We start from the raw sequence: 12606 nt of genomic DNA, 5'->3' as shown, positions 1-12606 counted from the left end.
TCCCGCCTGGTGCTCCTTCAGCACACCGATGATCTGGTCTTCCGTGAACCGGCTTCTCTTCATCTCCGTCTCCTGTCGACGGAGTCCAGTTCAAACCGAAGGCATCCACGGGGGCAACGTCAGGCGCATTCCAGCGGGCGGTGGTTCCTGAACTCGCGCAACGATTTAGCGATGTCGTACTCCAGCTTACGACCGAAACCTATCGCAATCCGAACCAATTGCCCGATGGCCCGGTCCTGGTCGTTGGCGATGGGGCAAGTGGGCGAGATATTGCGACGGAAGTGCGCACGTTCCAACCCGTTTTGCTGGCCGCGGGGAGGCCACGCAAGCTATTTCCCGAACGTGTCTTGGGAAAATCCATCTGGTGGTGGCTCAACCTGCTTGGCGTTCTGAGCGCACCTCCGGAGTCGCGGATCGGCAGCAAGCTGAAACGAACCGACGCGTTTCCCAACCGTGACAGGAGCACTGATAGTCTGGAGAGAAGAGGCATAAGAATTCTGCCACGTGTTACCGAGGCAAGCGGTCGAGTGGTGCGGTTTGCCGATGCCACTTCGGCGGATATCCGCACGGTGATATGGGCCGTCGGCTATCGGGACGATACGTCCTGGCTCGATATCGCAGAAGCAAAGGGGCCTGATGGAGCGTTCCTGCATGACGCCGGCATCTCGCCGGTGAAAGGCATCTACTTTGTCGGTCGGCCTTGGCAGCGCAACCGGGCATCGGCGCTGATCATGGGAGCGGGTTCGGATGCCGAGCTAATAGTCCAGCGATTGCTGTCTGATAGCGAATAGATGGTTTTCACAGCCTCCATCCTGTGATGCCTCTCGCGCAATCTTCCGGGCCTTCGCAAAAGATGGCAGCAGACGATCCCGGGGAAATGGACCGCGTGCTGCCATCCGGAGCCGACTATGTAAGTCGGAAGAGATCAAGCTGCGGGAACGGCGGCAAGGAGTTCATCGAACAGTTTCCTCGCTTTAGGTGGATGTTTGACCGATTTGGCTTCTTCCACATTGCCGGGCGTGCCGACGGCAATAAGCATCACCATGCCCATGCCATAGTGCGGCGTACACTTCACGCCGTAGACGCCTTCTTTCTCGATAGTAATGGTAATCTGCTCATTCAACTTACCTTTGAAGGGGATTGCGCCTTCGGGCAGCATCCCCTTTATGCTTTCGGCATTATGTGACTTGTCAGTGGGAATGAACGTGATGGTATCGCCGGGCGACGCTGTCACGAAATCCGGCTGGTAGACCATGGCACCCTTCGTGCCCTTGTTCAGCATCTGGACCTCATGATTGACACCGGTCTGCGCTCGTGCCGGCAATGTTGACAAAGCTGCAATGGCAGCTGCTCCGGCCAGCATCTCGCGTCTAGTAAACATATTGAACTCCTTGATGTTGGTATTTTGGGAAACGCGCTCCCCTTCCCGGCTTCTTGCGGCCAGGTATTGCTTACGGATGGGAGGTGTTCGGATGCCTTTCCTCTCCCGCCCGTGCATGTGAAATGCGGTAGACTGAGGCTGGAGGAAAATTCCAAACAACAGTGCCAAGCAAATGCGATTCCAGGCCAAGCTTCATAAGCATCACGCGGGCAACAGGGCATCGCGCCCCATAGGTAAACTGGTAGATATTTCCGCTGGGAGCGAGCCTGTGCGCAATATTCTTGACAATCCTGAATACCGTGCGCGCAGGCATCGAGAGAAGAGGCAACCCGCTGATGACTGCGTCATACCTGATATCTTTGGTGACGCCCGCTGCAGACAACCGGGCGGCGCTGCCTTGGACTATTCGAATGCTCGGGAAGCGGGCCGAGAGCAGATCGGCAAATCTCTCATCCAGCTCGACAAGGGTCAGTTGCTCTTCGGCAAGACCGCGTCTCAGGAGGGCTTCGGTGAAGACACCGGTCCCGGGTCCAAGTTCGAGAACGGAGCCTGTGGTTTGGTCGACTGCCTTGGTCATCAACCGAGCTAGCGACATTCCTGAAGGAAGGACGGCTCCGACCATCCTGGGGTTGGAGACCCACTGGCGCAGGAACATGAAGTGCTGCTGTGCAGAAGACATCTACCGACACGCTCTCTCGCCAAGTGGCACCAGAAATTGTGCAGGTTGCGGAGTGTCGACGTCTGCCACAGTCGTACGGCCGCTGTGAGATGCATTGTGCTGTTGGGTCGAAGTCGCGCCAAAGACTGACGGCCCGAGAGGCCGAGATATGATGATCGAAACACTCATTTCTGGCGAACCGCTTTGATAGCATCGGCGAGCGGCTCTTTTCCGACTGCTCCCTGAATAATCTGATCTCCCACAACGAAAGAGGGCGTGCCTGTCAGTCCGAGACGTTGTGCTAGCGCCAGGTTTGAAGCGATGATTGCCTCGACTGCCGGTGTGGCCATTTCGTCCGAAAGCTTCACTCGGTCGAGTCCCAGCTCTTCGGCGAGTTCCAAGGCTCGATTGGCGTTTATTTGTCCTTGCATTTCCATCAATCGCACATGGAAATCTCGAGCGGCGGCGGCGCCTGCGATGCGCTTGACGGACAGAGCTACCTTTGCGGCCTCAACGGAACCCGGCCCAAGAATGGGAAAGTCCTTCAAAACTATCCGCAGCTTGGGATCCTCGGTGACAAGTGCCTCAACATCAGGTGCCGCCCGCTTGCAATAGCCGCAGTTGAAATCGAAAAACTCGACGAGAGCAGCATCCCCGTCCGGGTTTCCGAGGACCACATCGTCCTTCGTCAGGTACAGTGAATCGCTCTCAGCCAATATCGCTTGTGACCTGGCCTGCGCCTCAGCCGCTTGCCTCCGCTTTTCAAGTTCAGTTAGTGCGTCCTCTATGACTTCTGGATTTTGAACGAGGTATTCGCGGACGATCTTTTCGATCTCCGCACGGTCAACGGATTGCGCGGATGCTGGTGCGAGCGTTGTCAACAGAACGATGGCATAACATCCAAGCTGGCCTAACCGCGCACTCTTCATTGTCCCGCTCCGTAACGTTAGTCGAACAATCGGCCTAGAAATGAACCGTGCCTCCGACCATGGTGTCCGCCATGCCTATCGTGGTCGCTATAGTCGCGGCGATGGTCTTCACGGCAGTCATTTTGGGCATCGCGAGGGGATGCTTGTGAGCGTCCGCGGCCAGCCTGAACCTGCCCGTATCGTGTATCTTCAGCAGCGCTCCGTTCGATTATCTTGTCGAGCTCTCCTCGATCGAGCCAGACCCCTCTGCACTTCGGGCAATAGTCGATCTCAATGCCCTGTCGCTCGCTCATAACGAGATCGACCCTACAGTGTGGACAAAGAGCACTTGCGGCTTGGCTGTTTGGTCTCTGCGAATCTAGCAGCATCTCGATCTCCTGGCATGTAAGCGCGTTTTCTAGCCTCGCTGTCGCCAAGGTAGGACCTCGAGTAGGTTGAGGTTCAAGTGTATAAATGTCGCAATGGAACAGCTACTGGTGGTCGGGATGTATCGGCAAGCCGCGAGGTAGAGCGACCACGGTTCGCAATCATGTGCAGCTCACGATGGACTAGCGGCAGCGGTCCCAGGCGGGTGCCGCTGAATCTCAAGCGAGGTGTCTTTTGCTGAATTGGCAGTCACCCGCTCGATTGTTTCCGCAAAAACCGGGTATTATTGATGTGTTTAATGATAGGAGCGAGCCATGTCGAATCTAGCAGATGTCAAACGCGGAATGACGGTCCTTGGAGCGGATGGCGCTCCTGTCGGTAAGGTTGCAGCGGTGACAGGAGGCCGTATCGCGCTGGAACCCGCAGGCTCTGGACACCATGCAAAGCACAAACACTATGTTCCGGGTGGCCTCGTGGCCTTGGTGGAAAACAACGTCGTCCGTCTGTCTGCGACGGGCGCCAACGCTGTGCTTCTCGATGAAGAGAGCGACGGCTCGTCAGCGGACTAGCATCACAAATGCCTAGAGACCGGCGGTGCTGCCCCCCTAGCCTCCCCGCTATGATGCAGCCACGCCAGCACCCAAGCCCTCCCTTTGCCGGATATCCGCACGAAGCCATTTCGATGTAGGGTGCTGCTCGGTAAGCCCTCCGGAAAGGGTGCAATGGTGATGCAATCCGTATATTAGCTCTGTGTGCGACTTTGATGCAGTATCGAAGGTTGGACGTCAGGATTATCGCAATACTGAAATCGCTCAGTATGCCACTGCCAAAAGACAACCTTGCCGTGAGGATAACACACGAGCATAGTGACTATTTATCGTCCTTTCGCCGGGAATGAACGAACGTCTGGAAAGACTTCGTTTCTTAGTTTGACGAACGTTTGGCGGCCGTTGAGTTCGATTTGGCCTGATAGGCATACGCTGTTGTAGATGCTTGGCCTAAACAGGCAATTGCCAGCCGGAGATCACCGCTGCCTGACGTAGCTCTTCAATTACTTCAATGCCAACGATCGCGGCGAGAAACCAGCTGACATCCCTTAGCGACCGAACGAATGCCTGCGACTGAACAAGGAGAGTGTCTTCGCTTTCGGGAAAGTTGAAGCGAGGAAAGAAGCGCGGTACGCGAGCCATGTATAGTATGTAGTCGGATCCAAAGAGATTAAGGAGTCTCCTCTCTTCATTTAGGATCACAGACCTATAGTAGGCAAGAAAAAGGATCGCGCTTATCGCCATCAGAGCAATATTCTGTGCCGCAAGACACACGCCGATTAGTCCTAGGAAGGAGAAAAAGTAAAGCGGATTCCGAGTAAGGGAATATGGTCCACTTTGGCACAAACTCTGATCTTTTCGTCCACCAATATATAGCGTGCACCACAGTCTTCCAAGAACCGCACCGAACACCAGAAAGAACCCGGTAAACTCGACCAGACTGTAACCTAGCGTTTCAAAACCCTTAGGCTGGGTTGCGATAAGAATCGTTAGCCATGCCGGAGCCAACAACCAGGTTACGAGGGTTCTTTTACGCTCAATCGGCGTTTTTCCATGCACGGACTTCAACAACGTCTAACTCCACCCACCGCCAAATGTGCGGTAAAAAATATGCGAGCCGATTTGGGTCATGCGCTCCATCGAGCGCGCCCAGCGTGGGCTGACATACGTCGCGTTGTAATGTGTCGATGATGCGACTTCGGGCAAGAAGACCTTTCCTCCAGTAACGGCCATCGCGACGTCTTTTGCAAGGCGGTAAGCACCTCTGTCAGCGATGACATCGGGAATTCCATCGCACGCGAAGGAAAACTGGCATCTGTTGATCCAGTCGTCATTTTGGTAGACGACGTCGCAGACGGTTGCTGGATAAGCAGGGTTTCGAACCCGATTGAGAATGACTTGCGCGACAGCAGCCTGACCCCGGACCTCCTCTCCCCTCGCCTCGAAATAAATCGCGGTTGCAAGGCACTTTTGCTCGGCAGCAGAAAACACGGTCCCAGGCAGGGGCTGCTTCATCCAATCGTGATCGCCTTCGGCGGTGGGCGGAACGAAACGACCCGCTGTCTCATCAGAACCGAGCAATGCAGCGAAGGGATTTGCAGGCGTGTGGAAATCATCCTTTGGAGCATAGGCTGTGGCGAGGATATCTGCCCCATCGTTGGTGACCAGCTCGGCGAGCGCCGTCGGCACTCCGACAAGACGGTCGTCCGCAGGGCTGTGAAAAGTCGATTGGCCCGCGAGCATTTCGGGATCAGATTGAGTTGAAAAGCCCCGTAGAAGATATGAGGTGTCCGTCCCTGAGGAGAATATCCATGAGGCCAGTTCTTGCTGGCCACGGGACGAATCCGATCCAGTCTGTAGTGCGACACTGACAAGACGCGGCTTCTTTGCCTCTTCAACCACTCTCTGAGACGACAAGGAGCGCCCTTGGCCGTCATGCAAATTGAGGCGTTTGCCTCCGAGAACGAGGTCCAAGTTTCCGTATTGGGCTGGAATCGCGACGTTGTGCAGTCGGAGTTCCTGCAAATGAGAGCACTCGTCGGCTCGCTCAACATACGCCGCCCAGCGACTTGGGTCGGGGCTGATGCCTAGTTCGGATCTGGTACCCTGGATTCCTGTGGGTGATGCAAAGCCAAACACGAACCAGCTTGCGCCGAGGATTGCGAGCACGCGCCGGTGACCGTTCGAGGATCGTCGCTCGAAAACGACTTTCGGTTTGGACCGCAATATCTCATTCTCCGGATGCCCCACGCAGAAAGAGAACCGAGTGTTAACCTTGATGGAAGGTTAACACTACTGCGACTGCGCGTCGCAATGTCACGGTGGGCTTGGTCAAGCTTCCATTGAACCTCATGTGGCTTGAGCATTTAAACGGTCACCAAAAGCCGTCTGGGATTGTAGTCAACAAAAGGAGGTCGACAGGCGTGGCGATCGACGTGTCAGCGGTCGGACTTCTCACCGCGATTGTGGCCGGCGCCATATCGTTCATTTCCCCATGTGTCCTGCCGCTTGTGCCGGGCTATCTTTCGTTCGTTTCAAGTGGTGTCGACCCTGCATCCAAACGCCTTGCGGATCGGATCAGGATTGTCTGGTCAGCGCTCTTTTTTATAGCCGGGTTCTCCACTGTCTTTGTGATTCTCGGCCTCGGCGCGCAGGCGTTCGGCGGCATCCTCCTGCGTTACAGCGTCGAGGCAAATATCCTCGGAGGAGGCTTACTTGTCTGCTTCGGTCTCGTCATGACGGGTCTGATCAAAGTACCTGTGCTCCTCAGAGATTTCAGGCTGCCAGGTCCAAAGACCGTATCGGGGCCGGCGGGCGCCTACACGCTTGGCCTTACCTTTGCTTTCGGTTGGACACCCTGTATCGGTCCGGTTCTCGGTTCCATTCTTACGTTGACGGCGGTATCGGCAGGGAGCGGCGCTATCCTGCTGGCAGCCTATAGTTTGGGACTTGGAATTCCGTTCCTGATTGTGGCTGTCGCTTTCAGCAGCCTCGCTGCCGGCTTCAAGCGCATTCGCTATGCCGGTCATATCCTCAACATTTTCGCCGGCGGCATCATGGTCGCCATGGGCCTGCTGATGATGACCGGACGTCTCACCTTGATCGCCTTCTGGCTGCTCGAGCGCTTTCCTGGTCTCGGCTACATCGGCTAGGGCTGGTGCAAAGCCGCCTGAATTCGAACCGGATCGGCTCGATTTCGAGCGGAAGGTGGCTTGAACACTCGCGTCATCGGTTCCTCGTTGCCATCCTGGTAGGCGGACTGAGTGGTTTCGGGTTCGCACCCTATTTCATGTTGCCGCTCGCATTTTTCGGGCTCTGCGCATTGGCCTTGATGATACGGCAGAGTCGTAGTGTCTTTGCAGCCTTTTTGGTCGGATGGGCCTTCGGCCTGGGTCAATTCATCGTTGGGTTAAACTGGATCACCGAGAGCTTCGCCGTCGAGGCAGAAAGATTCGGCGTGCTGGCATGGCCCGCCGTGATAATACTTTCCGCATTCTTGGCAGTGTTCCCCGCAATCGCCGCGATGGCGGCTCGATGCCTTGGCGGAAGAAGCTCAGGAGCACTTATCGTCCTTCCGGCCACCTGGGCCATGGCGGAGATGGCCCGCGGTGCGATACTGACGGGATTTCCGTGGAACCTTATTGGATATATCTGGGGTTTCAGCGATGAAGTCCTTCAAACCGTCTCCGTCGTGGGGATTTATGGCCTCGGGCTGATCACCATTTTCGCGGCGGCGATGCCGATCCTGATCATTGAGAAATTCCGGCTGGGCGGCTTGCGCACCGCGCTTGTTCTCATCCTGACGCCTCTGGTCGTTTTCGCCGTTCTGTGGCCCGCGGGGAAATGGCGTTTAGACGCTGCCGACATCGCCGAGAATGGCGAACGGGTGCGGATCGTCCAACCGAACATTCCTCAGACCCAGAAATGGGAGCCGAGCGAAGCAAGAGGAATTCTCGAGAAGCTTCACGCACTTGGCACGTCCGGTGATGGGTCTCGACCGCTCTATGTGATCTGGCCTGAGACGGCGTATCCGTTTTTGTTTGAAACGGATCGCGAAATACCCCCAATACTTCTAGCTGCCATACCATCAGGGGGCCTGCTTATCACCGGAGTCGTGAGGGAAGTCGCTGGACGCAGCCCTGAGGACCCTGCCCTGTTGAACAGCCTCCTCGCGCTTGATGACAAAGGAGGGGTCATCGCGGACTATGACAAGGTTCGACTGGTGCCGTTTGGGGAGTTCACCCCTTTCAAAAGTGTCCTTGGTGCCATGAAGATGACAATCGGCGATATCGACTACAGTCCCGGAAGGAGCGATCTGCCCATCCAGTTGGCCGGTTTGCCGGCTGCCAGGATTTTGATTTGCTATGAGGCGATATTCCCACGTGTTGGGAATGACAATGCACGATGGATTTTGAACATCACAAATGACGCATGGTTCGGCCTGTCTGCCGGTCCCTACCAGCACTTTCTCGCCGCACGCGTCAGGGCGATCGAGGCGGGTCTGCCGCTCATCCGCGCCGCCAACAGTGGTATCAGCGCGATCGTCGATGGCTATGGCCGGGTGAAGGACTTGCTTCCGCTAAACGTTAGCGGGGTGATTGATGGCGCACTGCCCGCGCCCGTGAAATCTGAGATCGTGTTTGTCAGGCTTGGAAACAAGCCGCTCGTGGCGATAATGGCGCTTCTTGTCGCGGCCGGTGCCATCACGCAGCGAGGATCAGGACGAAACGGATGGACTGCTCGGGTTTCAGTGGACTGAGCCGACCAGCGGGGCGTCTCCTTCTCGTATCGAAACCCATCGCCCGGTGTGATTGGTCGCTTGTCGCTTCAGGTAGGTGTAGCCGGTTTCATCCCAGTTCAGGACCGCATCCGTGAGATTGTCGAGAACGACATCTCCAACGTCGGTTCGAACGGTGAGGACAGCATGTCCGTCGCCGTTTGGTCGCCGCAACACTGTCATCAGGAGATTCGAAGCCGGAATGCCATCGTTCATCAAGACGCGTCGTTTTGCCAATGCGTAGTCTTCACAGTCGCCGGCATCAACTGGATAGGTCCAGAACTCTTCCTTCCCGTAAAGTTCGAGATCGCTTTTCGGGTTGACGGCTTGATTTACGGAGATCGTGAGCTCTTCCAGCCGCGCAAGAAGCTCGGCCGACATTGTCAACGGCGTCATGTCACGGGATCGTATCGCGCATTCCGAAGCGTTGCGCTTGCAAAACTCGTAATGGCCGATCGGTTGCGAAGTCAGCCCTCCGGTCACCATGGCCGACGGATGGGCCAAGGTGCTGCTGCTTCCAAGCGCCCATACAGACGCAATGTACACAGCGGCGATCGACTCCCGCAAGGTCACTACCCAACCCCTCGTCCGATCTTAATCGATATTACCAAACTCTTAATGGCTCCCGCGGCTCGCGTCCATCGCCGTTAGGCCACGACTTTGTGAGGAGGAGGCGCACGGGTGCCAAGTTTCCACAGGAAGCTGCAGGTTAGCGATTGAACCTCAAGCAGCTAGAGCAGCGAAGCTCTCATCCTCCATGTGACGGAGGATTGTGGTGAAGCGAACAGGAAATGTCTCTCGAGTTCTCCTCGGTCTCGCATGCGCAGTTTTGGCGTTCTCGATCGATCAACTGTCGAAATTCGCGATCGTCGAGCTCGTCATGCAGCCGCCTAGAAACATCTATATTACAAGCTTTTTTAATATCGTCCTGTCGTATAATAAAGGAATAAGCTTCGGGATATTTTCCAACTATTTTGAAAACTCTTCGACCATATTGTCCTTCGCTACGTCGCTAGTCGTTGGATTTCTTTTTGTGTGGATGCTCTACGCAAAAGCCCATGTTCAGACGATGGCGATCGGCCTGATCGTGGGGGGCGCGGTCGGAAACATCTTCGATCGGATGCGGCAAGGCGCAGTTACTGATTTCATCGATCTTCATTTGGGTAGCTGGCATTGGCCGACGTTCAATGGCGCTGATATTGCGATCGTAGTCGGCGCCGCTTGGCTCGCTTTCACTTCGCCGCGATCCCCTCCAGACGATTCTGCTCGATAGAATCGTGCGCGTCGCGACGGAGGGTTGCATGGGTACTGGTTGGGCTTTGAGTTTGCATGAGACACAGGCGACCCTGTCGATTCAGAACTGCAGTCGCAAAGGACATTGCCATTGTTTTTTGGTGGCTGTCCGATACGCGGTTTCGCATACGCCATGTGTTTCGATGATATCGCAGTGTGGAGTTGTTTGGAAAGGACTGAGCTTATGAATGACAGGTCTGCGTCGATCGAAATGATGGACCGTTATTGGCGAGCGGCAAACTACCTGTCGGTGGGTCAGATCTATCTGATGGACAATCCGCTGCTGCGCGAGCCGCTGCGCGCCGAGCATGTGAAGCCCCGGCTGCTCGGGCACTGGGGCACCACGCCGGGTCTTAATTTCATTTACGTCCACTTAAACAGGCTGATCAGGGATCGCGATCTGGATGTGCTCTACGTCTGCGGGCCGGGACATGGCGGACCCGCAATGGTCGCAAACACCTGGCTTGAGGGGAGCTACAGCGAAATCTACCCCGAAATCGGCCGCGACGCCGACGGAATGAAAAAGCTGTTCAAGCAGTTCTCCTTTCCTGGCGGCGTGCCGAGCCACGTCGCGCCGGAAACCCCGGGTTCGATCCATGAGGGCGGAGAGCTGGGATATGCGCTGGTGCATGCCTTCGGCGCAGCTTTCGACAATCCGGGTCTCGTCGTTGCCTGCGTCGTCGGCGACGGCGAGGCCGAGACAGGCCCACTGGCCGCCGCCTGGCACTCGAACAAGTTCCTGAACCCGCGGGTCGACGGCGCGGTGCTGCCGATCCTCCATCTCAACGGCTACAAGATTGCCAACCCAACGCTGCTGGCGCGAATGGACGACAAGGAACTCGAGCACCTCTTCAGGGGCTACGGCTACGATCCGTTCTTCGTAGAAGGCAGCGATCCGATTTCCATGCACGGCCTGATGGCGGCCACGCTGGACGAGGTGATGGATCGTATTCGAGACATCCAGGCGGATGCTCGCTCCGACGGAAGCATCGTTGCGCGGCCGCGCTGGCCGATGGTTGTCCTGCGAAGCCCAAAGGGCTGGACCGGACCCAAGGAGGTCGACGGTAAAAAAGTGGAGGATTTCTGGCGCTCGCACCAGGTGCCGGTGTCCAACGCGCGCGGCGACGCCGCGCACCGCAAGATCCTGGAAGACTGGCTGCGCAGCTACCGGCCGGAAGAGCTATTCGATTCGAAGGGCGGCCTTCTGCCCGAGATCGCGGCCCTTGCGCCCGAAGGCGAGAAGCGCATGGGCGCGCTGCCGCATGCCAATGGCGGGGTGCTGAGGAAGGATCTCGTCCTGCCGGACTGGAAAACCTTCGCGCTCGACCTGCCGCACCCCGGCGGCAAGACCGCCGAGGCGACTCGCCTCATGGGCGTCTACCTGCGCGACGTCATCAGCCTGAACGCCGACGCCCGGAACTTCCGACTGATGGGGCCGGACGAGACCGCGTCGAACCGGTTGGACGCCGTCTTCGAGGTCACGGACCGGGTCTGGATGGAGGGGATCGAGCCCTACGACATGCACCTCGCACGCGAGGGCCGCGTCATGGAAGTGCTGTCGGAACATCTTTGCCAGGGATGGCTGGAAGGCTACCTGCTGACCGGCCGGCACGGTCTGTTCTCCTGCTACGAAGCCTTCATTCACATCGTCGACTCCATGGTGAACCAGCACGCCAAATGGCTAAAGACCTCGGCGGAGTTGCCATGGCGCAGGCCAATCGCCTCACTGAACTATTTGCTGACGTCGCATGTCTGGCGGCAGGACCATAACGGCTTCAGCCATCAGGACCCCGGTTTCGCCGATTTCGTCGCCAACAAGAAGGCCGACACGGTGCGGCTCTATTTTCCGCCGGATGCCAACACGCTTCTCTGGGTGACCGACCATTGTCTACGAACCTGGAACCGCATCAATGTCATCACCGCCGGCAAGCAGCCCGCGCCGCAATGGCTGACGGCTGAAGCTGCCGAGGCTCACTGCAGGGCCGGCGCAGGCATCTGGGAGTGGGCGTCGACCTGCCCGGCTGACGAGGAGCCGGACATCGTCATGGCCTGCGCGGGCGACGTCCCAACAATGGAGGCGCTGGCCGCCGTCGATCTCCTGAAAACAGCCCTGCCGGACCTCAGGATACGGGTCGTCAACGTCGTTGACCTGATGACGCTGCAGTCGAACAGCGAACATCCGCACGGCTTCACCGACGAGATCTTCGACCGGCTGTTCACCAAGGACAAGCCGGTGATCTTTGCCTATCACGGCTACCCTTATCTCATCCACCGGCTGACCTATCGGCGCACCAACCACGACAACCTGCACGTTCACGGCTTCCGCGAGGAAGGAACTACTACTACGCCATTCGACATGGCGGTGATGAATCAGCTCGACCGCTTTCACCTGGCGCTGGCCACGTTGAGGCGCCTGCCCCGGCTTGCCGAACGCTCCGCGCAATTTGCCGCGACCCTCGAGAGAAGGCTTGAAGAGCACAAGGCTTTCGTCCGCGAACATGGTGAGGACATGCCAGAAATTCGCAATTGGTCGTGGCCTTACGGCACAGCAACCGACGCAGGCGACTGATGTGCGACGCGATCCTGGCGCTGAATGCCGGTTTTTCCAGCATCAAGTTTGGTGTCTACGACGTCGGTAAAGCGAATAGGCCTGT

General features: G+C 57.1%; 13 protein-coding genes. 6 read left to right on the top strand and 7 right to left on the bottom strand.

Annotated elements, in window-relative coordinates; all coding sequences use genetic code 11:
• The first annotated feature begins 140 nt into the window (after positions 1–140).
• The gene (locus J5Y06_RS22460) at positions 141–791 is read left to right on the top strand and encodes an NAD(P)/FAD-dependent oxidoreductase (protein WP_245248315.1); all 651 of its coding nucleotides are present in this window, start codon (positions 141–143) and stop codon (positions 789–791) included.
• A 134-nt stretch (positions 792–925) separates the two neighbouring features.
• Here J5Y06_RS22460 and J5Y06_RS22455 read toward each other — a convergent pair whose 3' ends face one another.
• The 4 genes from J5Y06_RS22455 to J5Y06_RS22440 form a co-directional block, all read right to left on the bottom strand.
• Positions 926–1381, bottom strand: coding sequence for a pseudoazurin (locus J5Y06_RS22455; RefSeq protein ID WP_209337443.1), 456 nt, complete (start codon positions 1379–1381; stop codon positions 926–928).
• Positions 1382–1451: 70 nt separating this feature from the next.
• Entirely contained in the window at positions 1452–2060 is a 609-nt protein-coding gene (locus J5Y06_RS22450) for a class I SAM-dependent methyltransferase (protein WP_209337442.1), read from the bottom strand.
• A gap of 164 nt (positions 2061–2224) precedes the next feature.
• The gene (locus tag J5Y06_RS22445) at positions 2225–2968 is read right to left on the bottom strand and encodes a DsbA family protein (protein ID WP_209337441.1); all 744 of its coding nucleotides are present in this window, start codon (positions 2966–2968) and stop codon (positions 2225–2227) included.
• A 17-nt stretch (positions 2969–2985) separates the two neighbouring features.
• Positions 2986–3336 carry a TFIIB-type zinc ribbon-containing protein gene (locus tag J5Y06_RS22440; protein ID WP_209337440.1) on the bottom strand — a complete coding sequence of 117 codons (351 nt, stop codon included), beginning with the start codon at positions 3334–3336 and terminating at the stop codon, positions 2986–2988.
• A gap of 312 nt (positions 3337–3648) precedes the next feature.
• Here J5Y06_RS22440 and J5Y06_RS22435 point away from each other — a divergent pair, with 312 nt between their 5' ends.
• Entirely contained in the window at positions 3649–3903 is a 255-nt protein-coding gene (locus tag J5Y06_RS22435; protein WP_136542918.1) for a DUF2171 domain-containing protein, read from the top strand.
• 429 nt (positions 3904–4332) lie between these two features.
• On the opposite strand, the gene J5Y06_RS22430 is transcribed toward J5Y06_RS22435, so the two are convergent.
• Both J5Y06_RS22430 and J5Y06_RS22425 read right to left on the bottom strand, forming a co-directional pair.
• Complete coding sequence (locus J5Y06_RS22430) at positions 4333–4953, bottom strand: methyltransferase family protein (protein ID WP_209337439.1); 621 nt, start codon at positions 4951–4953, stop codon at positions 4333–4335.
• Positions 4954–4956: 3 nt separating this feature from the next.
• A complete protein-coding gene (locus J5Y06_RS22425; RefSeq protein ID WP_209337438.1) occupies positions 4957–6108 on the bottom strand; it encodes a cell wall hydrolase in 1152 nt (383 codons plus the stop codon).
• A 197-nt stretch (positions 6109–6305) separates the two neighbouring features.
• Here J5Y06_RS22425 and J5Y06_RS22420 point away from each other — a divergent pair, with 197 nt between their 5' ends.
• Entirely contained in the window at positions 6306–7034 is a 729-nt protein-coding gene (locus J5Y06_RS22420) for a cytochrome c biogenesis CcdA family protein (RefSeq protein ID WP_209337450.1), read from the top strand.
• Between the two features lie 5 nt (positions 7035–7039).
• On the top strand, positions 7040–8641 hold the full coding sequence (gene lnt, locus J5Y06_RS22415) for an apolipoprotein N-acyltransferase (protein ID WP_342453481.1): 1602 nt from the start codon (positions 7040–7042) through the stop codon (positions 8639–8641).
• Here lnt and J5Y06_RS22410 read toward each other — a convergent pair.
• Positions 8630–9232, bottom strand: coding sequence for a transglutaminase-like cysteine peptidase (locus tag J5Y06_RS22410; protein WP_385932636.1), 603 nt, complete (start codon positions 9230–9232; stop codon positions 8630–8632). The two genes, lnt and J5Y06_RS22410, sit on opposite strands and share 12 nt — an antisense overlap.
• A 202-nt stretch (positions 9233–9434) precedes the next feature.
• Here J5Y06_RS22410 and lspA point away from each other — a divergent pair, with 202 nt between their 5' ends.
• Together lspA and J5Y06_RS22400 are read left to right on the top strand one after the other, a co-directional pair.
• Positions 9435–9932, top strand: a complete 498-nt coding sequence (lspA, locus tag J5Y06_RS22405) for a signal peptidase II (protein ID WP_209337437.1) — start codon at positions 9435–9437, stop codon at positions 9930–9932.
• A gap of 204 nt (positions 9933–10136) precedes the next feature.
• A complete protein-coding gene (locus tag J5Y06_RS22400; protein ID WP_209337436.1) occupies positions 10137–12521 on the top strand; it encodes a phosphoketolase family protein in 2385 nt (794 codons plus the stop codon).
• Positions 12522–12606 lie beyond the last annotated feature (85 nt).

It is taken from the genome of Tianweitania sediminis (assembly GCF_017813335.1).
Lineage (GTDB): Bacteria > Pseudomonadota > Alphaproteobacteria > Rhizobiales > Rhizobiaceae > Tianweitania > Tianweitania sediminis.
The sequence above is the reverse complement of the archived record's forward strand: the minus strand, read 5'-3'. Positions and strand labels throughout refer to the sequence as shown.